This window comes from Paraburkholderia diazotrophica (assembly GCF_038900755.1).
In the GTDB taxonomy this organism is placed as follows: domain Bacteria; phylum Pseudomonadota; class Gammaproteobacteria; order Burkholderiales; family Burkholderiaceae; genus Paraburkholderia; species Paraburkholderia diazotrophica_A.
Genome location: NZ_JBBPEN010000023.1, coordinates 25,377 through 46,476, shown reverse-complemented (window position 1 = coordinate 46,476; position 21,100 = coordinate 25,377). Strand labels below are relative to the sequence as shown.

Genomic DNA, 21,100 nt, shown 5'->3' with positions numbered 1-21,100 from the left:
ACAATTAGCTTGACCGGCGTGTTGCCTCACGGGATGATGTTACTCCCGGGTAATTGTCACTTTCCGGTTGTTTTGCGATGAAGGCTGGCGCTGCGTAGCGGCGCCAGCCTTCATCGCGTCGGCGTCGCCAAGTATCCTGGTCACCAGTTCCCTGGCGCGGTTCGATCGCCATGCCTTGACGCGACGCTGCAGGGTGCGTAGCTGGGCAGCAGAATACATCGCCGGTGCCATGGCGACGAGACGCTCATGTAGCTTCTTTGCCGTGATGCCGGGCTCGGATTCGAGCCATTGCTGTATTGTCGGCCAGGTGTGCTCGAACGGGTCTTCGCGGCTGCGCCAGGTATGGGGGACGCGCGCTTTTCGATGATGCGTGGGTCTTACCTCGCCGCCCTGCCACGCTGTCCCGAGACTCGTCAGGAAATCCGCGAGGGAAACGCGACCAGGTGTTTTCGCCTCCTTTGGCGCCGTGCCCGATTCGCTACATTGCGCGACGTGCTGCTGCGCTTCGCGCATTCGGCTCAGGAGGTCCAGCGGGTCGAGCGCACGAAACTGGGCACGTAGTCTGCGTTTGGTTGCTTCCGGCACCGACGTCGAGCGCAGGATGCGCTCAAGGGGCGTCAAGGGAGCTTCATAGCGCTTCGTGACTCTCGCGCCATGACGTGTCTTGGATTTCAGCTTGAATGAAGGCTGGAAGAAGTTGATGTACAGACGCGACACCGCGTAAAGGGTGGCAAGTGCTTCCGTGTCTTCAAGTCCACGTAACCTGCCATAGCCAACGAGGCGGCGCACGACTGATCCATTCTTTTGCTCGACCCAGGCCTGGTCATTTTTTTTGTATGCACGCGAGCGCGTCAGCTCGATACCCGTTGCCTTGCAGCAGTCAAAGACGGCCTCATTCATGAAGGCAGAATCGTTGTCACAATCGAGGCCGCGTAGCGGAAATGGCAAGGCAGGCCTAACGCGTTCGATGTGCTCGAGGACGAGCGCACCGCTTCGGTAAGGCATGGCCAGGCATTCGGTCCAGCCGGTCGCGATATCGGTCATCACGAAACTATGCACGAAGTCGCCGTCGATCTTGGTGCCACCGCAATGCTCGACGAAATCAACCTCGAGATAGCCGGGTAGCGGATTATTCCAGTCAGAGAAGGTCCGGATTGGCACCGCACGACGAATCGCATTGCCGATTCCGCCAGCGCGCCGGCGTTGACCCGCGAAAGCCTGTTCGCGCACGTCACGCAGCAGCCGGTCAATGGTGGCGGCGCTGATCTGGTTCAGCCGTTGGCGAACCTCCTTCGATAACCTCAGGTGACCATGCCGTGTCATCGAGTCGATCAGCGTTGGAATGAGCGCCTTCAGTCGCTTGCCGCAGATCCGGTCGGCAGCCTCCCACAGCGTGATCAGCGCGGCCCGTACCTCATCGTCATAGCGTCGCTGCGGACCGGGCTTCGCCCTTGAAGGCAGAGGCTCGCGACACAGCACACGGATCGCATGCTTACGGTGATACCCAGTTACCTGAACAAACTCGTCCAGTATCTCGCGCTTCTCGTTCCGGTCAGAACGGCGGTACCGCTCACCGACTGCCTCAGTCAATTCCCGTCGTGTTGTCATGCTGAGCCGCCTCGTCATAAGTCGTCCCCGCCAGCATTCTGACGGGTAACAAATTACATGAGGCAACCGCCACCGCTTGGTAGCAAAAATCTTGAGTCAATGCGCCGGCCACGCTGCTTGACGCTCTCTAGCTCCGCACCCAGCAGGATCGTCGTGTGGGCCAGCGACAGGCCTCGTTCCGCCATCATTTCGACCAGATCGCGCAAGCTAAGCTTGTAGCGCAGGTACCAGCGAACACACAGGATGATCACATCGCGGTCAAAGTGACGGCCTGAACAGTTCGCCCAGGCTCTTCAGCTTGCTCATCGTCGGTTCTCAATTCGTTCAGCCCGACACCTTAACCCGATTCGCCCCGCGCTATTTGCACCAGAGCCGTGAACTCGCTGTATGGACCGCGTGGCTCGCCGAAAGTCATGCCGTTGTGACCTGTCCGCCACATCCTGACGGCATGGATCGCTCCTGCGTCGCCCCATATGCCGATCTTCTCCGGTACCTCGCCGACGGTGCCATCTTCGCGGAATGAACCGCCCCGGGATTTCCGGAGGCTCCACTTCTTGAGAAAATGGAGCTATGGAAAACACGAAGAAGAAGTCCCCAAGGTACTCGCCGGAAGTTCGTGAGCGGGCTGTGCGAATGGTACTGGAACATCAGGGCGACCACGAATCGCAATGGAAAGTGATCGCCTCGATCGCAGCGAAGCTGGGCTGCTTGAAATCCTGCGCAAGGCGTCAGCGTATTTCGCACAGGCGGAGCTCGACCGCCGACCGAAGTGATGATCACGCTCATCGATGATCATCGGCACGTCTACGGGGTCGAGCCGATCTGCAGGGTGCTGCCGATCGCACCGTCGACGTACTACAAGCACGTGGGCCGCCGCGCCGATCCTGGCCTGGCGCCACCGCGGGCCCGGCGCGACAGGATGCTCAAGGATGAGATCCGGCGCGTATGGGAAGAAAACTTCCAGGTCTATGGTGTGGACAAGGTCTGGACGCAGTTGAAGCGGGAAGGCATTGTCGTGGCGCGCTGCACGGTCGAGCGGCTGATGAAGCAGATGGGCCTGCGCGGTGTGGTGCGGGGCAAGACGGTACGCACGACAGTGAGCGATGGTTCGCCGTGCCCGAAGGATCTCGTGAAGCGGCAATTCACGGCTGAACGGCCCAATGCGCTGTGGGTGTCAGATTTTACCTATGTATCGAGCTGGCAGGGCTTCGTCTATGTCGCGTTCATCATCGACGTGTTCGCCCGACGCATTGTCGGCTGGCGTGTGTCGAGTTCGGCGCGCACGGACTTCGTTCTGGACGCACTCGAGCAGGCCTTGTACGAGCGACAGCCGGTGCAGCAGGACGGGCTGATCCATCACAGCGACCGCGGCGCCCAATACGTATCAATCCGCTATACGGATCGGCTGGTCGAGGCTGGCATCGAGCCGTCAGTGGGCAGCGTGGGCGACTCCTACGATAACGCACTGGCTGAAACGATCAACGGCTTGTACAAGGCAGAGGTGATCCATCGCCTCGGACCGTGGCGCAATCCGCAGGCCGTTGAAATGGCGACGCTCGAATGGGTTGACTGGTTCAACAATCGTCGGCTCTTCGGCCCCATCGGCAACATTCCACCTGCCGAGGCAGAAGCCGCTTATTATTCAAAACTCGCTGGGTCCGCCATCGCGGCGTGACTCAAGCAAAACAGCCTCCGGGAAACCCGGGGCGGTTCAGAACGGCGATCCGCCGGATCTTCCCCGATCAACCGAAATCGCTTGTAGATACTCATATCCTGACTTTCGTGTGAGTTGGACGTGTGCAACTGATTAATGCAATTTTTACGCCGGACGGACCGTCATGCAGACACAACCCATCGACCGAACCGGCTGTCGCAAATGTCCAACATTTGTCGTACATCGGACAATGCCGGAGATATTGCAACGCAATCCAACGGGAAAAGGTAAGGTGACCGACGAACGCTTGATTGCACGGGTGAATTGATGCTTTGATTCGGCTCAGCATTGGGTCGCTTTCTTCACGATCGGCCAGGAAATCGCCGAAGCGACCGGGAAGTGCGAGCGGTACGGGGCGTTCAGGAAAAGAGTCACCCGATGGATCAAGCTGTTTCGCGAATTCTGGCGCACGAGCGGCGATTTGGTGCGGGAAGAAGCAGGGGAAACTGGGTGCCGTGCCAAGCAATAAAACGCTGGTTTCCGATCAGCTCATAGCGGATTGCCGGTAGGCAGTCCGGTATCCTTATTAGCTTGCCCACGCGATCTCCAAGCTATGCGGCGTCAGGGCACTGTCAACGTGTCGGCAGTGGCTCGGACTACGGCGAAGAATCAATCGCTCAGGAGACAGTCGACGGGTCCTAGAAATGGTTGTCAGAAGTGCCGGATGGGTCACATGCTTTGTCGGCTTCGTTGAGTTTCCGATGTCACCGATCGCATGTTTGGTTGGTGCAGGCAATTCGGTATATGGCATGCTTTTTGGTTCTAAGCGCATCGGAGGAGCTCGCGGCGACCAGCGCACCGAATTTCTTCCGTGTCAGATGCGGACGATCCATGCCTAAGGCGTCGCGATCCACCCAAAGCAAGAGCGCGTTCAAGATGCGGAAAACCGGCAGGTCATCGGATAAGGAGCTGGCTGGGTCAGTTCCGTCCACTGCCGCGTGGCTTTTTGATCAATCAGCGCCCATATTGAGGAAGCGGTGATGGTTCAAGCTTTGGCTTTGTCAAGTTCAGACGCACGCGGGGCGACCTTGGGTGATGCAACGTTGTCCGATCAGTCAGTTCCGGTTCGACACCTTGCGGTCATACTCGACGGCAATCGACGTTGGGCCCAACGGTTGAGACTGCAGTCTATCGATGGCTACCGGGCAGGGGGGCGTAAGGTTCATGCACTGCTGTCATGGTGCAGCGAGGCGGGTATCCCGCTAGTAACGCTGTGGCCATTGTCTGCGGAAAACTTGAGTCGCGATCAGGAAGAACTGCGCGCATTGCTGACCGTCATTGTCGAGGTCTTCGAGGAACTTGCGGGCAGCCACCGCTGGCGTCTGCGCGTAATCGGCGACCTGTCCCGCCTTCCCCGTGGTGCGGCGCACCGTATTCAGAATGCTGAGCGCCGTACAGCTGGCATCGATGGGCTCACCGTAAACATTGGGGTCGCGTACAACGGCCGCCTCGAATTGCTGTATGCCATCAGGACGCTCATCGCGAACCACCTCACGGCCGGCATGCTAGACACGCTGCTGACTGGCCTCGGTCCTGAGTTGATCGCGAGCCACCTCTATACGGCAGGGCAACCCGATCCTGACCTTATCATCCGGACTTCCGGTGAGCAGCGGTTGTCTGATTTCATGCTGTGGCAGAGCGCGTACTCTGAGTTTCATTTCACGCCTGTGTGCTGGCCAGATTTCAGCCGCGCGGATTTCGATGAGGCCCTCAGGATCTATCGGTCGCGGCATCGCCGCTTTGGACAATGACATCACCTCGCAATCAGGAACGCCCGTCGTGAATGCGCTTTACCTCATCGTATTGGCGGGGCGCGGCTGCAGGGCGTCCCGGCCGAAGGCGCCGCCCGCGGACTTGTTGGACAACGACGCCATGCCGTACCGCATGCGGTCTCGCGACACACGGCTATGTGTGTATTGCCTGACTCGTGCGCATCCTGGTCAAAACAACCGTGTTGACGGCGAGAATACATCTGCCTTTTCGCATTATGCATAAGACAAGCCGCGAGTGAACGAAGTCGCCGTGCGGGAAATGTCTACCGAGGAAGTGGGGATCATCCAGTCGGGCGATTTGCTCGTAGTGTAGTGCCGGGTGATGCTGATACGGCGCGCTATCCAGGTTCGCACGGCAGTATTAATAAGAGCGAGTCTTTCCGGAGATCGAACATGAACCGACCGATTCATTCATGCAATCCCGAAATAAAGCTACGTCCGGGTAGCACGCTGCTTGCCGACAAACTGCATCTTCCGGCGCTCAACTATCCGTTTCCGGAGGGGCGTGATTCGAACACCGACGTAGTGGAAGCGGAGGTTGTGGAGTGGGCGGTCCGCCACGCATTCGTTGAGCGCGGCGGTAGGGGCGAAGCCGTGTTGCGCAGCCTTGGTCCGGCCGACCTAGTTGGGAGGATGTTTCACCGCATGGATCGCGAAGCGTTCCTGGCCGCATCGATCTGGAGCGCCTGGATGTTCCTTATGGAAGATCACTTTTGTGAGGCCGGTGCGTACCACGGATCGCCGGAGGGACTGGCGCAATTCCATCTCTGGCTGCGCGAGATCATGACCGATTCTCACGGATACGATTGGCATCCGATTTGTCAGGCGATAATCCGTCGCCTCCCTGTTGAATATACAGATCTTTGCGTCAGAACAGGAGAGGCGACTCTCGACATGGCGCGTCGCATCGAGAAGGTGAGCAGCTCGACGCAATACCTGCGATGGGTGGAAGGCATGACCTATTATTTCCTTGGCACGATCTGGCAGGTGGGCGTCAGCATTAACAGTCCGCCGCCAAGCGTGAAGGAATATTTGCTTGGACGGAGCAGCTTTGGTGGCGGAGCTCCTACCTGTGCGCTGGCCGATGTCGTCGCCGGGTACGAGGTACCGCCGAACGATTATCAGCATGTCGAAGTAAGGCGGCTTCGGACCCTCGTCGGCATTATCGCCAGTCTGTGTAACGATCTCATGTCGTTTCCGCGCGAAATCGGCATGATATGGAACCTGCCGAACATTCTGATCGCACAAGGCATGTCGCAACAGGAAGCTGTCAACGATACGGTTCGCATCCACAATGATTTGGTTCGCGAGTATCTGGAGCTGGAGGCGAGAATTAGGTCTTGGGCGGGTGACGGGCTTCAGCGTTTCCTTCACGATATGGGTACACTGATGCGCGGCCAGTACGACTGGGCACGACGCCAGAAGCGCTATGCGGCGACCGACAACTTTTTCTTCGATACGCTGGCCAATCCCCGAACAAGTTGAGGTGGTTTTGTCGCGATAACGACCCCAAGTTGAACAAATCCTGATTTGAATAGGACTGCGTATTCAGCCAACGAATAAAACTGATCAGCGAAAGTCTGTCGGGCGCCGCTGGCTTTCATCTGCCCCTTGGTGATCATGTGAGCCACGTCAAGCGAGCACGGCAGTTCGGGGCGGCATCGCGCGGCCTGAACGCTTTATGTCGTCATCGAATAAGTGACGACGATTCCATAATCGGCGAGCTTATGATAGCAATTCGACCGGATCTTGGCCGGTCCACTAACAGGTATACCTGCCTCGCCGCGCGAGGACATTCGCTCGCCATCAAAATCGTTTTAGTCACTTAACTTCAAGTTTCGCGTCACATCCACCCCTGTAAAATACAGAAGTGACTGGAGAAAAGCATGCAGAAAATCGCGGATTCAATTCGACATTCTATAAGTAACAATCACTTAAAGTCGTATGTATATAGTTACCCTTCGAAAAGATCGTATAAAGATCTACATAATATCGGCATTACGGAAGTATGGCATCCGGGTGATCGCGGGCCAGTTTCAATATATATCCATATACCGTTTTGCAGATACAAGTGTACATATTGTACGTTATTTCTAACGACCCAACATACAGAGGACCTAATACAAAATTATGTTGATAAGATATGTAACCAAATCAAATTTTATGCGAAGTACACCGGAAGCAAGACTGTTGTATCTGTGTATTTTGGTGGCGGAACCCCGACTATTCTAAACAAAAAACAATTCGGACAGATTTTTTCATCGATTCAACGTGGATTCCCGAATATTGCGTCCTCTGCCGAGCTATGTGTCGAAGGTTCTCCCGACTCGATGTCCGAGGAACTTCTCGATTTCTTGAAAAGCCAAGGCGTGAACCGAATCAGTATGGGTATCCAAACTATGGATTCCGCGGAGCTGAAGGCCAGCGGTCGCCCATACCCGGTCTCGACAACAATCTCTGCGGTAGAAAATATCCGAAAGCGTTTCGAAAATTTCAATCTGGATCTGATCTACGGTCTTTCAGGTCAGACCTACGAAAGCTGGGGAAATTCGCTCCGCCACATCGTTTCATCAGGTCCATTGACTATCTCACTGTATCCCGCAGTTAGCCGACCTCTCACAGCGATTCATAAGCAGCAGCGATTGCATCCGGAGCGATACATCGATGACCAAAACAAGTATGCGATTTACGATAGCAATGTCGAGTTCATGCAAATGAATGGATACCGACAAGAGTCCTTCACTAGGTTCACCCGTCTGCCAGAGAATACCAGCGCGTACGCTCAAGAGACCTCCGACTTTCTCGGCGTTCCGATGATCGGAATTGGAGCAGGCGCAAGAAGCTACAACGGAAAATACCACTACAGCTTCGACTATGCGGTCGACCCCAAGGAGGTCGGCAAGGCCATTGAAGATTATTTGAGCCTCGAAATCACCGAACATAGCATGGTGAGGTATGGAATTGTTCTTGATGCTTACGAAGAGCGCTTGAGATATTTCATTCTCAATCTTACGTTAAACCAACTGTCTGGGACATACTATTCATCACTGTTTGTCCGGAATCTGTATTCTGATTTTTCGGACGTAATTGATGCGCTCGAGGCTGAAGGGTGCATCGAGCCACCGTCCAATGACAAGATTCGATTGACCAAGAAGGGTTACAAATACAGTAATTTGGTCGCGCACCATCTTTTCTCGAACCATGTGAAAACCTTGGAAGAGAGGTATGTTCCACGATGAGTAACAGTGAGCGATTTTGGGAGAAAGGTTATTCGGACGCGAAAGCGTGGACGATGGGCGGACCGAGTGTTGAGGTATTTGAAATTGAACAGTTTCTACCACGAAACTCGACTGTTATAGACATCGGCTGCGGTGAAGGCAGAAATGCGCTCTTTCTTGCCCTCAGGGGACACAAGGTGACCGCCTTGGAACTTTCCTCGAGCGCCGTAAAGAAATTTCGTTCGATTGCTGACCGTTATTCGTTGAACGTCGATGTGATCGAGGGACGGATCGAGGATTTCGTACCGGACGAAAATTATGACCTAGCTTTGGCGCACTCGTCGTTACATTTCGTAACGAAAGACGTGTGGATTCCCTTGCTTCGGGAAATGAGGCAACGGACAAAGCCGGGCGGATTTCACAACTTCACATCGATTATTGGAATTCCTCGCTACCCAGTTCCGCACGAGTGCCGACATGCCAATTCGTTTGACCGAGGCGATCTCGACTCGCAATACGCGGACTGGCAGATTCTTCGTTCCGATTTCTACGCGAAGTGGGATTCCCATCCGGGTATTCCGACGCATGTACATGCCGTTGAGAAGTTTCTCTCGAGAAAAGCAAACTCGGTCGAGCGGTTCGGGTTGACGAAGGTCGACCTTTCGAACAGCGACAGTCTTCCTTTAATCTTGTTCGACAGTATACCCCTTGGAGCCGACGCTACCGCAGTCAAGTCGATGGGTGTTCGTCCGAGACACGTCAATCGGATTGAAATGCCAGGGTGGAACATGACGTCTCCTACGGAGCTGACGGGCAACTATGTGGTTGAAGACTGGATTTTTGGGAAACACGGACTTCAATTCACACAGAGCATTTTAACGGGTAAATACGAGTATTTTACGTCACCATTTTCGTTGCGGAACTCTAGCAACTATCTTGAATCTGTCGCGATAAGGCGGTCTGCTATGCTGACGGGCTTTAAGGCGTGACCTGATCGATGACCGAAAAGCTGAGTCCGGCTGTGACAAAAGTACTCAAACGGTTGCATTACCCGCTAGACGTGATGTTGCTGTGCGTTCGGTGGTACGTGGCCTATCCGCTGAGCCTGCGTCATCTCGAACAGATGATGGCCGAGCGCGGGATCGCGGTCGATCATTCGACGGTTCATCGTTGGGCACTCAAACTGTTGCCGGTCCTGGAGACGGCGTTTCGACGGTGCAAACGGACAGTCGGCAAGAGCTGGAGGATGGACGAGACCTACATCGAATCAGGGGTGAGTGGCGTATCTCTACCGGGCTGTCGGCAAGGCAGGCAACACCGTTGATTTTCTGCTGCGAGCCCGACGGAACAAGGCTGTGGTCCGAGCCTATTTCGAAAAGGCAATCGACCAGAATGGCGAACCCGAGACCGTGACGATCGATAAGAGCGGATCGAATCTGGCTGCCTTGCAAGCGATCAACGCCAGGCGGGATATGCCGATCAGGGTCCGCCAGAAAAAAAGTATCTGAATAACATTGCCGAACAGGATCACCGAGCCATCAAGCGTCGAACCCGCCCAATAATGGGATTCAAGAAGTTTCGTTGCGCGCGCATCATTCTGGGTGGAATCGAGACCATGCATATGATTCGCAAAGCTCAGGTGAACGATGGCGATAAGGCATCTTTCGATCAAGGCCCCAGCAAGCGTATCACTTCACTGCCGACTCCTTGTCCAGCCTCAGGGGGTCACTCCACGCCGACGCGCTAAGTGGCTCAGATTTCAAATGCGCTTGACAACGAGGTCACCGCAAGAGCCGACGTCGCTGAGAGTTGCCCTCCATTTCTTGAACATGGGGCAAAGACTCAATCCTGTGCCGTCAGCTTTTCTGGCCCCTTGCACCGTTTGTCCGGAACCCCACATCTCCCACATCCGTCGGCACGATTGGAAGAAATGCGTCACACCACACCGAGATGGCCAGGCTCCGTTGGCAGAGTCGTACTCGCATGCAACGCCAGCGACCTTCAGTCGTACGCCTACCTCGTGCACATGCTCACCGGATGGCCACCGCGCGAACCTGCTGCGATCTGGTTGAGCGCTTACCGCCCCCCATCGCAAAGCTCAAACCATCGCAGGGCATTGAGTTCGACTGCGCCGCGCTTGAAGCTCTTACCGATCGATGCACATGTCGTCGCGTTGGCCCAACTATTGCATTTGCTTTTCGCGGACCATTCCTGGTGGATTTAATGACGACCGAACACGAAATCAAATCTCACGGCGCTGCAGTCACAGCCAGCGTTTTTGCGTCCGCGCCCAACACGGTTGCCGAGCCTGCGCCTGCACCGAACCCGCGACCGTTGTCTGGACGGAATCACGGGCGGGACTGCGTACACGCGCGAGGAATGCCGCCACCTCGCGTTCGAATGGATCGCGGCAACGTACATCGCTGGCTTACCGATTACCGAGGGTCGCGAATGAGCGTTCTCAACGCCAATCACCGGGTAATGCGGGCCACTGAGAATCAGTGGCACAAGATTGCCGCGCTCCTGCTGATGAAGTTGCCTGGCGAGAAGGCGTGTATCAGGGTGGTCGTGACGACCGCCCGCGAGAGGTCATGGAACCGCGAGGCGGGCGCGAGGCAGTTCTGGACGGCAATGGGCGAACTGCATGGATTCGGCTGGACTACGGCTGAGCCGTGCGATGGCATGCACGTCGCGTTCTGTTGGGCAACACCTACGGAGGTAGCATGACCTGCATTGTGGCGCTGACGGATGGCAAGAAGGTCTACATGGGTGCCGATTCGGCCGGAGCGGGTGGTTCGTACATGACGGTGCGCGCCGACCCCAAGATTTATCGGGTGGGGCCGTTCCTGATCGGCTTCACTTCGTCCTTCAGGATGGGGCAGCTTCTGGGCCATAGTCTGACCGTCGCGCCGCGCCCTGAAGGTACCGATGTGTTCGTCTTCATGTGCACAACGTTCGTTGAGGCGGTACGCGAGTGCTTTACCCGCGGCGGATACGCGCGGAAGGACGGCGAACGGGAATCGGCTGGCACTTTTCTGGTTGGACACGAGGGGCGCATCTTCCGGATTGACGGCGATTATCAGGTTGGTGAAAACGCCGTGAACTTCAATGCCTGTGGTAGCGGCGAACAGGCGGCGCTGGGCTCGCTGCATACCACCGCCGGCATGCCGATGCGGCCAGAAATCAAACTCGAACGCGCCCTGGCCGCGGCGGCCGAATTTTCAGTGGGCGTCCGTGGACCGTTCCGGATAGAAATGCTGGACGGCCAGACCGTTCAATGATCGAACGAAGAAAAGGTACGCAAACTGTGACCTACCAGCCGCTCTCTGACGACGAATGGGCGGTGGTCGAGCCGCTCTTCGGCCCGCAGACACCTGGCCTTGGCCGTCCGCGCGTCGCCGGTTTGCGGGCTGAACCCCATCCTACACGTGTTCACCACGAAATGCCTGTGGGTGCATCTGCCGCAGAATCTTGGCTACCCGCCCCACATTACCGCCCGGCGCAAGTTCAAGCGCTGGCAGCAGAACGGCACGATGGACGCCGTGCTTGCGGCTCTGGGGCAGCACGGCCGCGTACTGAAGCCAGCTACGCCCCAGAAGGCGATCGGCATAGACGTCGCGGCGGCCGGAAGGACAAGACGGTAGTCACGCCGCGGTACGACAACTACTTCGCCGAACACCGGGCGGTTCCGGGAAGATCAAAGTGGTGAAACTGAAAGTGGATGAAGGCAAGAACGTCTTCGATTATTTGGAATGCGTAGCGTCGCGTCACTGAATTTGTATGTGAACGGAAAGGAATGTGACAGGTTGTCCGGGACGTAAAGGTTGAAGGAAACGGTCAAGAAATGGCTGCGGGAATTGGGCGCCGCATTGCCGGAAGACGATGTCATTCAGCCTGAAATCATCGAGGTTCCCTCCGGACCGAAGGAGTGGTGCGCCTTCAACGGCGATGCAGCGCTCAAGGCGTTTGCAGTAGCGAAGTTATAGAACGAAATGACGCAGAACCGAGCAGGCCGGCGGGAATCCTTGCAGGTGATCAGCAATTCGAGGCAGTCATGGGAATGCCGGCAATGTTGGGCGATTTGCTCGATTTCGTTGTCGCCTTTCGTGAGCCGGACGAATCGGGGAAGCAGGCGGCGAGGGAAGTCGATATTGCGCGCGTACTGAATATCGTCGAAGACCTTCCGGTTGGGCGCTATCTCGGCCCGGCCGTGATTGGTGCGATGAGCGCTGAGGGGGCCGATTTGATTGCCGAGCTTGCACGCGTTCATGGTCGGGAATGCGCGGGGGCGTTGTGGCGGAGAACGCGCGGCGCGAGTCGTACCCGGCGCTGCCCATGCCGCGCATGACCAAACACCTACATGCTCAATGGCGACAAAGATCCGCAGGAATCGTCGCGTCGGTGAAGAACGGCCTGTATGCGGTGAACTTCGGCGGCGGCCAGGTCGACACCACGAACGGCAAGTTCGTGTTCTCGGAGTCCGAGGCGTACATGATCGAGAACGGCAAGATCATCTGCCGTAAGCGTCCGACTGTGACCGTATAGACGCCCGACGATGGGCACGCCATGCTTTCCCCAAGGCACAAATGTGACTGTGTCCAGAAAGGAATCATGGACACAGTGACCGAATCCACCGAAGTCAATGGCCCACGCAAGTATCGTCGGCGTACGCAGGAGGAGAAGCGTCAGATTGTCGAAGAGACGTTATCCAGTGGACGTTCGGTAGCGGAGGTTGCGCGCATTCACGCAGTGAACGCGAATCAGGTGTTCGACTGGCGCAAGCAGTATCTCGAAGGCCGTTTCGGCGCCGACACACGTGAATGTGCCTTGTTGCCCGTCAACGTAAGCGAGGTCAGCGACAGCAGCCTCAACGAACCGGCGGCGTGTACACCTGCGGCATCAGCGCCCGGCACGATCCGGATACAGTTGGCACGAGGCGAGATACAGGTTGAAGGGCGCGTCGATCCCGACGCGCTGCGCGTGGTGATCCAATGCCTGAGCCGATGATGGGCTTAATGGCGAACACCCGCATCTGGGTTGCCGCCGGATTCACGGACATGCGCTGCGGGTTTGACGGCCTGGCCGCAAAGGTCGAAACCGTGCTGTTGAAGGATCCGTTCGCTGGCCACATCTTTGTATTCCGGGGCAAGCGCGGAGACCTTATCAAGTGCCTGTACTGGCGCGACGGCGGGCTATGTCTGTTCGCCAAACGCCTGGAGCGTGGCCGCTTTGCCTGGCCGCGCGCTGATGGCGGCGTTGTTTCGCTAACCAGTGCTCAACTCGGCCTTCTACTCGAAGGATTTGACTGGCGACAGCCTGTCGATGCAGCCCGTCCCCGCAGTGCTTTGTAAACGGATGTGACAACGTACGCGTCGGGCAATGCACGCGCGTAAACTGCCGGCATGGCATCGAGCGACGCTTCCCTCCCGGACGACATCGAGACATTGAAGGCTCTCGTGCTGGCGCGAGAGGCCGCGCTACGCGAGCGCGAAGATGATCTTGCGAATCTGCGCGACACCGTCATGACGCTCGAGAAGTCGCTCTCGGACCGGGCGCTCGAGATCGAACACCTGAAGCTGTGGATCGCGAAGCTCCAGCGGATGCAGTTCGGGCGCAAGTCGGAGAAGATCGATCGCCAGATCGAACAGCTGGAATTGCGCCTTGAAGATCTGCTGGCCGACGACGGCGCAGCGGCAGCCGATACATCCAGACAACCTCGCGCCGAAGCCAGCAAGCCGACGGGACGCAAGCCGTTGCCGCCGCACCTGCCACGCGAAGACGTTATGTATCAGCCCGATGAAGCGTGCTGCCCACAATGTGGTGGCGAACTGGGTGATCTTGGCGAAGACGTAGCCGAGCAACTCGACTACGTGCCGGGCCATTGGCGGGTGATCCGTCATCGACGGGTCAAGAGGGGCTGCACCTGCTGCGACTGCATCGTGCAGGCCGCCGCACCCAGCCGGCCAATCGATCGCGGCATGCCAGCCCCTGGATTGCTGGCACACGTCCTGGTCGGCAAATTCTGCGATCACCTTCCCTTGTATCGCCAGTCAGTGATTTACGCACGAGACGGCGTTGATCTGAGCCGCTCGACAATGGCGGACTGGGTCGGTCAATGCAGTGCGCTGCTACGACCACTCGTGCAAGCCATTCGCCGATACGTCATGTCGACCTCAAAGATCCATGCGGATGACACGCCGGTACCGGTGCTCGAACCGGGCAACGGCAAGACGCGGACCGCCCGGCTCTGGACGTATGTACGGGATGACAGGCCAGCCGGCTCAAAGGACGCGCCGGCCGTGTGGTTCGCATACAGTCCCACACGCTCTGGGGAACATCCTCAGACACACCTGAAGGAATTTAAAGGGATCCTCCAGGCTGACGCGTTTGCCGGATATAACGAGATCTATGATGGCGGCGACGTACGCGAGGCTGGATGCATGGCACACGCGCGTCGCAAGTTCCACGATCTCTTCGTCGCACGCGAGAACGAGGTCAACACCGAAGCGTTGCGCAGGATCGGCGAGCTATATGCAATAGAGGCCACGATTCGCGGTAAGCCGCCCGACGAGCGACGACGTATCCGACAGGAGCAGGCGCGTCCTCTACTGGATGCCTTCGAGATCTGGTTACGCTCGACGCTCAGCAATGTCTCGCAGAAAGGCGAGACCGCGAAGGCCATCAATTACGCATTGAATCAGTGGGCAGCGCTCTCGCTGTATGTCGACGATGGTCGCGTCGAGATCGATAACAACGCTGCCGAGCGAGCGTTACGTGCCGTTGCTCTCGGCCGGAAAAACTACCTGCACTTCGGGTCCGACAGCGGTGGCGAACGGGGCGCCGCGATCTATACACTCGTGGGTACCGCCAAATTGAACGGCGTGGACCCCGAAGCCTACCTGCGTCACGTCATCGCTCGCATCGCCGAGCATCCGGTCAATCGCGTAGACGAATTGCTGCCGTGGGTCGTTGCAGACCAGTTGCGGCTCCACGTTACCTGAGTTCAATGCGCCCTTAACAACCTTTCCACAACACGCTGTCAAGAGCGGTGGTTGTCGGACGGTTACCATCTGCCCGGTGAAGGTTGCGACGCTGATTGGCAGCGGCCCGGAATCGGTGAAGTACGTGAGCATGATCGGCAACGACATGTCGCTGGACACGGGCGTCGGCGTATGTTGCAACGAAGGTCAGAGTGTGCCGGTCGGCGTCGGCCAGCCGACCCTGCGGATCGACAAGATGACGGTCGGCGGCGTTGTTGCCTGAATACGTAGGAATTTCCATGCTGCCTACTGCAACGATTCAGGATCCAAAGGACTACAGCATCAACGGCCGATTCTTCCGGCGCTTTCTCGGATTGGCGCGTCCATATTGGACGCGACCGCGTGCGTGGCGTTCGTGGCTCGTGTTGGGTGCATGTACTGCCTTTTCGATCGTGGACACACACGGCACGGATGCTTTGTCCATCCTTGACCCGTTGTACGGCGGCCGCCCTGAACTCCGCCGTATATGCCTAGTTTGGTACCTTGAACATTGTTTTTTTCCTTCCTTCAGATCGAGTTTACACGCGATCCGCTGGAAGTCGAAATTTCGGGGGAAGCTCAGTCAGGCAGTGCGAAAGACGAGACTGCTTCGCGAAGGATGGCGACCTGATCCCTGAGCGAGTGCGCAGCCGCGGCGGCCTGCTCGACCAGTGCAGCATTCTGCTGGGTCACCTGGTCCATCTCTCCTATGGCGCGGTTCACCTGTTCTATGCCTGCACTCTGTCCGCGAGACGCATGACTGATCTCTTCCAGGATTTCATTCACGCGCCCTACCGATGCGACGATTTCCGTCATCGTGGAGCCGGCGTTGGCGACGAGCGCAGCGCCTTCTTCGACGCTGACTGTCGAGGTCCCAATTAGCGCCTTGATTTCCTTCGCCGCTGTTGCTGAGCGTTGCGCGAGGCTTCGCACTTCTGCCGCAACGACCGCGAAGCCGCGCCCCTGCTCACCCGCACGCGCGGCTTCGACGGCTGCGTTTAACGCGAGGATGTTGGTCTGGAATGCGATTCCGTCGATTACTCCAATGATGTCGCCGATCTGCCTTGAACTGTTCGTGATGTCGCCCATTTTACGGATCACGTCTTCGACGACGCTGCTGCCGCGGGTCGCAATGTCTGTGGCTTGGCTCGCCAGAATGGCGGCCATGACCGCGCTGTCGGCGTTGTGCTTCACATTCACGGTCATCTCGTCCATGCTCGATGCAGTCTGCGTTAACGCAGCCGCTTGTTCTTCCGTGCGTTGCGACAGATCCGTGTTGCCAGCTGCGATTTCGACTGCTCCGACATTGATATTCTCAGCACTGTCGGCCACTCGCGAGATGGCATCGATGAGACCTCTCCGCATCACGTTCAGCGCACGCAACAAGCTCTCTCCTTCGCGATGCATGACCGGGATGGGAGTGGCAAGATCACCACGCGCCATGCGTTGTGTCGTCGCGACCGCCACTTCTAGGTCGCCGCCGAGAGAGTGCTTTATGCTTCGCAAGACGAGCAACATCACAACAGTGCAGGCGACTCCTAGGGCAACAGTGATTCCAATCCAGCGGACAATGTCGTTGAAGAACGCTTTTTGGACGTCATCCATGTACATGCCGGTGATGAGAATCCAATCCCAAGACTCGAAGCGAAGCGCGTAGCTGGTTTTTGGTACAGATGCCTCACTCCCCGGTTTGGTCCACAGATATTCGACGAACCCGCCTTTACTCTGGCTAACCACGTTCGCCAAATCGACGAAGAGGTGCTTGCCAGCCTTGTCGGTGAAGTTTGACATGTTCTTGCCGACGAGTTCAGGCTTGAATGGGTGCATTAACGCCACCGACTGAGAATTGATCACAGTAAGGTATCCGTCGGTGCCATACCGAATCGACGAAAGCACTTCCAAGGCCTGCTTCTTCGCATCATCCTCCGAGATCGTATGCTGCTGCGAAAGCTGGTAATAATGGCTTACGATCGAGTTGGCTTCTTCGATTAGCAACGAAAGCTGTTCTTGACGATCCAAGATCGTCGTCGATCGGTGTTGCCACGCGCCGAACAAGATAATCATGATGATGCCCACCCACAGGATGACGATCGTCGAGGTGAGTTTTCTGTTGAGAGTCATGGCGCAGGCCTCTTTTCCGTTTATTGGAGACACCCCTTCCTTCGCCATCGGATGCAGCGTCGGACTAGTCGGCTTCTTCGTCAATGTGGTCGTAAGCAAGTGCTTCCACGTCGCGGAGCTCCACCTCGTGCCGACTGCCCGGCCGACTCTACAGAGCTAACGAAAGTTACAAGGTATCGAACCGCGCACCTTCAGCTTCGCTTACGACGCAGAACACGATCACTGATATCGGCCAATTTCTCGAAAAACTACCGTCGTCCAATCCTGAATATTGCGTAAGGATTCGCCTAGTCACTGAGGTGTGCACCAAATAGTGCGCAATGCGTTGTACGAGCATGAAGAGAAAAAACGATGCCAGAAAGCTGGATGGAGCCACGCAGGCGCACGTGAAGAAAATGATCGTGCAAGCGGTGCGTGGCGCGATGAGATGCAGACTGCGGTGGCGAACATTTACAGTGTGAGCCTGCGAGTGGTGAGCAAATGGATGAAGCTATGATCTCGGCGATATCCAGTCGTGGGACGTTGAGCTTCATGGTGTTCGAGGGGACGTTCAAAACGTGACGTTCATCGAATTTATGAAACGTCTGCTCAAACAGGCTACCCGCAAGCTATGCCTGATCGTTGACGGATATCCGGTACATCGATCGGTCCATGGCTGTCAGGCGCTTCGTCGTTGACAACGCAGAAGGCCTGCGTCTTATTCGGCTTCCGAAATATTGCCCCGAACAGAACCTGGACGAACTGCTCAATCAGGAACGGCCGCACGAGGTCCTGCTCGCAAAGCTGCGCGAGGCCGACCGGATTGAGTGATCCCGTGTAGTCGTCGATTTCCGCGCGGTGGGCGCAGGCCAAAAACGGGACCGAATCCCACCGACCGTGCGCGACCAGGTTCAAAGCACCACCTCATTACCGAAGCGTCCCGCTCGCGGCAATTCTCACCGGCGCCAACCGCCACGATGTCACCCAGCTTCACGCGCTGGTTGACACCATCCCACCCATTGCTGGCGAGCGAGGCCCGCCACCGATCACGACAAATACCGCCGTCCGCTACACGCGGCCGGTATCGCCACTCAAATCACCCGACTCGGCGGGCCTTACGGCAGCGGACTGGGCAAAACACGCTGGTTGTCGAGTGCACCATCTCATGGCTTCACAACTTTCGACGACTGCGCATCCGCTTCGAACGTCTCGCATTCATCCATGAAGCCTTCATGAAAAACGCCTGTTGCATCATCTGCTGTTGAAAACTGAAGAACTCATCTTCTTAACCCTTGTTGGTTCAGATTCTGCCAGGCGCGAAGATATAAGGGATTACGAAGTCCACTTGATATGAAAAACTAGGTAAAGCCTTTCGATAAAAAACTATAGCTCAGGTTGATGGGCACTGTTTTCGACCGACACTTGCGGTTTGTTGTGATTGTCGGATTTGAGACACGAAACGTTGGAGGCGAGCGCTGTTTTCATGTACATGCACGAGTTGGCGCACATTTTGCGTCTGGGAAGCGGTCAAGCGGACCAAATGGAGAGTGGGAAGTTACGTGCCTATTAACAGCTGAACGACGCGATCTGCTTCGACCGATGCAATCCCGTTGTCTTTTGTCAAACGCGCCATGAACCACGAATGTTCTATGAAGAATTCCCGACTCATGGAACTAACGTAGCGCGGTATTGTTGGTGTTTAAAGGGATGCGCGCCACTTATGCGTGTTCATGCGGAGGTATTGGCCAAACGAGTTGTTGGAGTGATTTCGTGGCGTTCGTGTATGCCAGTGCTACTCGCAGCAACAGTACGAAGAAGTCCGGTTTGAAAAACAAGAGTCACATTTTTGGCTTCAAGAATCCCTCGAATGCGTAGCTTATCGGATTGAAAAAAGCTAAGCGGATGTCACTAACTCTGTCATTTCCGCATTCGATGCATGTATGACATGCAAGGTGCGGGCTCTAAACTATTTTTCGAAGGAAATGCGGATGGAGACGCATGTCGATTTTATTTCGCCCGTTCCTGATAGCTTGGGGTTCGACAGGAACTACTACAAAAAATACGTTGACGCTAGTGGAATACCGGTTGTCGCAGCGGCAGAAGTCGATAGTTTTGCGCTTCTTAAGGCAAAACGCATCATCGAGGTAATGGTATCAAAACATGACCCGATCCGGAGGCTGCTCGCAAATAACGTAAAGGGTTTTCTCATTATCCAAAAGAATAGAGAGATGACGACGCTTCCAGAGTATGTGGATATGGATAGACGATTCCCACTACCATGCGACGAAAAATGGGATAAAAGAGCACAGGGATGCGGCTGGATTTCTTGCCTTCCATATGTAAGTTGCAGTGAAGCGAATTTGCTCAAAGTAGGACGCCCTTTGGACAGATATCCACGTGAATCTATTTGTATCCATGAGTTCGCACATGCTGTCATGGACGCGGGCATACTTGTTCACGACCCAGGGTTTGATGACCGTTTGAATGCGTTGTATAAAGATGCGAAGGAGAAGTATCTGGGAAATTCATACGCCGGGCAAAATCCCGGCGAATATTGGGCAGTAGGGGTTCAGGCATGGTTCAATGCAGCAGATTGCGTTCATAAAGGCACGACACCAACGGATACTTTCCATAAACTACATAAAACCGATCCAAGTTTTGCTTGTGAAGTGGGTAAATGGTTTCCTTCGCCGTATGAATGTTCACCCGTTTACCCATAGATCTCTAATGCCTTTTCGTGGCGCGACGAGCCTTAATGCTCGCACATGAAGGCGAAAATTTTGATCAATGAAACGAAACGTGAATCCGGTCATGACGAAGGTGCTCTAGCGCCTGCATTAACCGTCTGACAAGGTCGTGATGCGAAGGGGGTGGTATGTTACATATTCGTTAGGTCCGCGCAATTTGGAAAACGATGATTGCCGAGCGCGGAATCGAGATCGATCATTCGCATGTGAGTCGGTGAGTTATCAGGCTCGTGCTGCTGTTTGAAATGGCGTTTCGAAAACGCAAACGACCGCCAGCCTTCAACTGTCGAAGCTACTTTTCAATGGTGATTTATATTCGTGGTAAATTCGCACTCGGAAATGATATGGACGCCGTTGCACAATTCTGTGGATTCACGGGCCCGTGCACACCCGTAAGAACCATGGCGATGTATGGAAATTCACCACGCGCTGACACGCTAACCAAACGGATTCTCGACGACATGATGGCGCAAGATCGCATCACTATATGCGGGCGCTATGGTGATGGGGCTGCAATATCTGGGCGACGAACAGCATCCTCTCGGCTTTATTCGGCGCACACCATGGGACGCTTTGATCGCGGGACACCCTCAATGGGAGACAGTGCTTGACATCAATGTGCTTGACCTGAACCAGGAGGAGGGTGGCCATATCCGGTGGGTTTTAGACGGATTCACGCTGATCTATCCGCGGTACGATCGCGCTTCGTCGTCGACAGACGATCCTGTGCACACCCCGGCCACGCGCGCAAGATGGTCGCAAAGATGCAGGCGCTCGGACACGACGAAGTCTGGTACGTGGAACACAGCGACGGTGGCCATGGCGCTGGCGTCGAACCGGAGGCGAAGGCTCGTGCTGCAGCGATCATTTTCGAGTTCCTTCGGGCGAAGGTCGGGACATCGTTACGGCCCATAGGAGCGGC

15 protein-coding genes, 5 pseudogenes and 1 other annotated feature are annotated in these 21,100 nt (G+C 56.2%); of the genes and pseudogenes, 16 read left to right on the top strand and 4 right to left on the bottom strand.

Features of this window, described 5'->3' with window-relative positions:
* Nucleotides 1–39: 39 nt before the first annotated feature.
* Nucleotides 40–1,608, bottom strand: a complete 1,569-nt coding sequence (locus AABE10_RS34485; protein WP_342937558.1) for a transposase family protein — start codon at nt 1,606–1,608, stop codon at nt 40–42.
* Between the two features lie 143 nt (nt 1,609–1,751).
* Nucleotides 1,752–1,914: pseudogene (locus AABE10_RS36535) on the bottom strand (IS6 family transposase); the annotation flags it as partial.
* 264 nt (nt 1,915–2,178) lie between these two features.
* On the opposite strand from AABE10_RS36535, the pseudogene AABE10_RS34475 reads away from it, so the two are divergent.
* The 9 genes and pseudogenes from AABE10_RS34475 (at nt 2,179) to AABE10_RS34435 (ending at nt 11,956) form a co-directional block, all read left to right on the top strand.
* A pseudogene (locus tag AABE10_RS34475) lies at nt 2,179–3,283 on the top strand (IS3 family transposase).
* Nucleotides 2,339–2,455, top strand: a sequence feature (AL1L pseudoknot). It overlaps the preceding pseudogene by 117 nt.
* A gap of 1,019 nt (nt 3,284–4,302) precedes the next feature.
* Nucleotides 4,303–5,073 carry a polyprenyl diphosphate synthase gene (gene uppS, locus AABE10_RS34470; protein WP_342937557.1) on the top strand — a complete coding sequence of 257 codons (771 nt, stop codon included), beginning with the start codon at nt 4,303–4,305 and terminating at the stop codon, nt 5,071–5,073.
* A 414-nt stretch (nt 5,074–5,487) separates the two neighbouring features.
* Complete coding sequence (locus AABE10_RS34465; protein WP_342937556.1) at nt 5,488–6,579, top strand: terpene synthase family protein; 1,092 nt, start codon at nt 5,488–5,490, stop codon at nt 6,577–6,579.
* Between the two features lie 401 nt (nt 6,580–6,980).
* Nucleotides 6,981–8,333: an STM4012 family radical SAM protein gene (locus AABE10_RS34460; RefSeq protein ID WP_342937555.1), complete on the top strand. Its 1,353-nt coding sequence runs from the start codon at nt 6,981–6,983 to the stop codon at nt 8,331–8,333.
* Nucleotides 8,330–9,301, top strand: coding sequence for a class I SAM-dependent methyltransferase (locus AABE10_RS34455; protein WP_342937554.1), 972 nt, complete (start codon nt 8,330–8,332; stop codon nt 9,299–9,301). Before AABE10_RS34460 ends, AABE10_RS34455 begins: the two co-directional genes overlap by 4 nt.
* 8 nt (nt 9,302–9,309) lie before the next feature.
* A pseudogene (locus AABE10_RS34450) lies at nt 9,310–10,059 on the top strand (IS6 family transposase).
* Between the two features lie 704 nt (nt 10,060–10,763).
* Entirely contained in the window at nt 10,764–11,039 is a 276-nt protein-coding gene (locus AABE10_RS34445) for a hypothetical protein (RefSeq protein WP_342937553.1), read from the top strand.
* A complete protein-coding gene (locus AABE10_RS34440) occupies nt 11,036–11,593 on the top strand; it encodes a hypothetical protein (protein ID WP_342937552.1) in 558 nt (185 codons plus the stop codon). Before AABE10_RS34445 ends, AABE10_RS34440 begins: the two co-directional genes overlap by 4 nt.
* Before the next feature lie 147 nt (nt 11,594–11,740).
* Nucleotides 11,741–11,956 carry a hypothetical protein gene (locus tag AABE10_RS34435; protein ID WP_342937551.1) on the top strand — a complete coding sequence of 72 codons (216 nt, stop codon included), beginning with the start codon at nt 11,741–11,743 and terminating at the stop codon, nt 11,954–11,956.
* 245 nt (nt 11,957–12,201) lie between these two features.
* On the opposite strand, the gene AABE10_RS34430 is transcribed toward AABE10_RS34435, so the two are convergent.
* Complete coding sequence (locus AABE10_RS34430) at nt 12,202–12,582, bottom strand: hypothetical protein (protein WP_342937550.1); 381 nt, start codon at nt 12,580–12,582, stop codon at nt 12,202–12,204.
* Between the two features lie 8 nt (nt 12,583–12,590).
* Between AABE10_RS34430 and AABE10_RS34425 the strand changes: the two genes are divergently transcribed.
* From AABE10_RS34425 to AABE10_RS34405, 5 genes and pseudogenes are all read left to right on the top strand, one after another.
* Entirely contained in the window at nt 12,591–12,857 is a 267-nt protein-coding gene (locus tag AABE10_RS34425) for a metallopeptidase TldD-related protein (protein WP_342937549.1), read from the top strand.
* Between the two features lie 66 nt (nt 12,858–12,923).
* Nucleotides 12,924–13,319 carry an IS66-like element accessory protein TnpA gene (gene tnpA, locus AABE10_RS34420; RefSeq protein WP_342937548.1) on the top strand — a complete coding sequence of 132 codons (396 nt, stop codon included), beginning with the start codon at nt 12,924–12,926 and terminating at the stop codon, nt 13,317–13,319.
* Nucleotides 13,304–13,663, top strand: a complete 360-nt coding sequence (tnpB, locus tag AABE10_RS34415; RefSeq protein ID WP_342937547.1) for an IS66 family insertion sequence element accessory protein TnpB — start codon at nt 13,304–13,306, stop codon at nt 13,661–13,663. Before tnpA ends, tnpB begins: the two co-directional genes overlap by 16 nt.
* A 51-nt stretch (nt 13,664–13,714) precedes the next feature.
* On the top strand, nt 13,715–15,313 hold the full coding sequence (gene tnpC, locus AABE10_RS34410; RefSeq protein ID WP_342937546.1) for an IS66 family transposase: 1,599 nt from the start codon (nt 13,715–13,717) through the stop codon (nt 15,311–15,313).
* Between the two features lie 73 nt (nt 15,314–15,386).
* A pseudogene (locus tag AABE10_RS34405) lies at nt 15,387–15,575 on the top strand (metallopeptidase TldD-related protein); the annotation flags it as partial.
* Between the two features lie 335 nt (nt 15,576–15,910).
* On the opposite strand, the gene AABE10_RS34400 reads toward AABE10_RS34405, so the two are convergent.
* Nucleotides 15,911–17,452, bottom strand: a complete 1,542-nt coding sequence (locus AABE10_RS34400) for a methyl-accepting chemotaxis protein (RefSeq protein ID WP_342937545.1) — start codon at nt 17,450–17,452, stop codon at nt 15,911–15,913.
* Nucleotides 17,453–18,205: 753 nt separating this feature from the next.
* On the opposite strand from AABE10_RS34400, the pseudogene AABE10_RS34395 reads away from it, so the two are divergent.
* Together AABE10_RS34395 and AABE10_RS34390 are read left to right on the top strand one after the other, a co-directional pair.
* Nucleotides 18,206–18,696 (top strand): annotated as a pseudogene (locus AABE10_RS34395) (transposase); the annotation flags it as partial.
* A gap of 723 nt (nt 18,697–19,419) precedes the next feature.
* Nucleotides 19,420–20,151, top strand: a complete 732-nt coding sequence (locus AABE10_RS34390; protein WP_342937544.1) for a hypothetical protein — start codon at nt 19,420–19,422, stop codon at nt 20,149–20,151.
* The last annotated feature ends 949 nt before the right edge of the window (nt 20,152–21,100 follow it).

What these genes read in the sequence shown, in the direction of transcription:
- AABE10_RS34390 (WP_342937544.1), top strand. Translation starts at nt 19,420, where the DNA reads ATGGAGACGCATGTCGATTTTATTTCGCCCGTTCCTGATAGCTTGGGG.
- tnpC (WP_342937546.1), top strand. Translation starts at nt 13,715, where the DNA reads ATGGCATCGAGCGACGCTTCCCTCCCGGACGACATCGAGACATTGAAG.
- AABE10_RS34440 (WP_342937552.1), top strand. Translation starts at nt 11,036, where the DNA reads ATGACCTGCATTGTGGCGCTGACGGATGGCAAGAAGGTCTACATGGGT.
- tnpB (WP_342937547.1), top strand. Translation starts at nt 13,304, where the DNA reads ATGCCTGAGCCGATGATGGGCTTAATGGCGAACACCCGCATCTGGGTT.
- AABE10_RS34400 (WP_342937545.1), bottom strand. Translation starts at nt 17,452, where the DNA reads ATGACTCTCAACAGAAAACTCACCTCGACGATCGTCATCCTGTGGGTG.
- AABE10_RS34425 (WP_342937549.1), top strand. Translation starts at nt 12,591, where the DNA reads ATGCGCGGGGGCGTTGTGGCGGAGAACGCGCGGCGCGAGTCGTACCCG.
- AABE10_RS34460 (WP_342937555.1), top strand. Translation starts at nt 6,981, where the DNA reads ATGCAGAAAATCGCGGATTCAATTCGACATTCTATAAGTAACAATCAC.
- uppS (WP_342937557.1), top strand. Translation starts at nt 4,303, where the DNA reads ATGGTTCAAGCTTTGGCTTTGTCAAGTTCAGACGCACGCGGGGCGACC.
- AABE10_RS34455 (WP_342937554.1), top strand. Translation starts at nt 8,330, where the DNA reads ATGAGTAACAGTGAGCGATTTTGGGAGAAAGGTTATTCGGACGCGAAA.
- AABE10_RS34485 (WP_342937558.1), bottom strand. Translation starts at nt 1,608, where the DNA reads ATGACAACACGACGGGAATTGACTGAGGCAGTCGGTGAGCGGTACCGC.
- AABE10_RS34445 (WP_342937553.1), top strand. Translation starts at nt 10,764, where the DNA reads ATGAGCGTTCTCAACGCCAATCACCGGGTAATGCGGGCCACTGAGAAT.
- tnpA (WP_342937548.1), top strand. Translation starts at nt 12,924, where the DNA reads ATGGACACAGTGACCGAATCCACCGAAGTCAATGGCCCACGCAAGTAT.
- AABE10_RS34465 (WP_342937556.1), top strand. Translation starts at nt 5,488, where the DNA reads ATGAACCGACCGATTCATTCATGCAATCCCGAAATAAAGCTACGTCCG.
- AABE10_RS34430 (WP_342937550.1), bottom strand. Translation starts at nt 12,582, where the DNA reads ATGAACGCGTGCAAGCTCGGCAATCAAATCGGCCCCCTCAGCGCTCAT.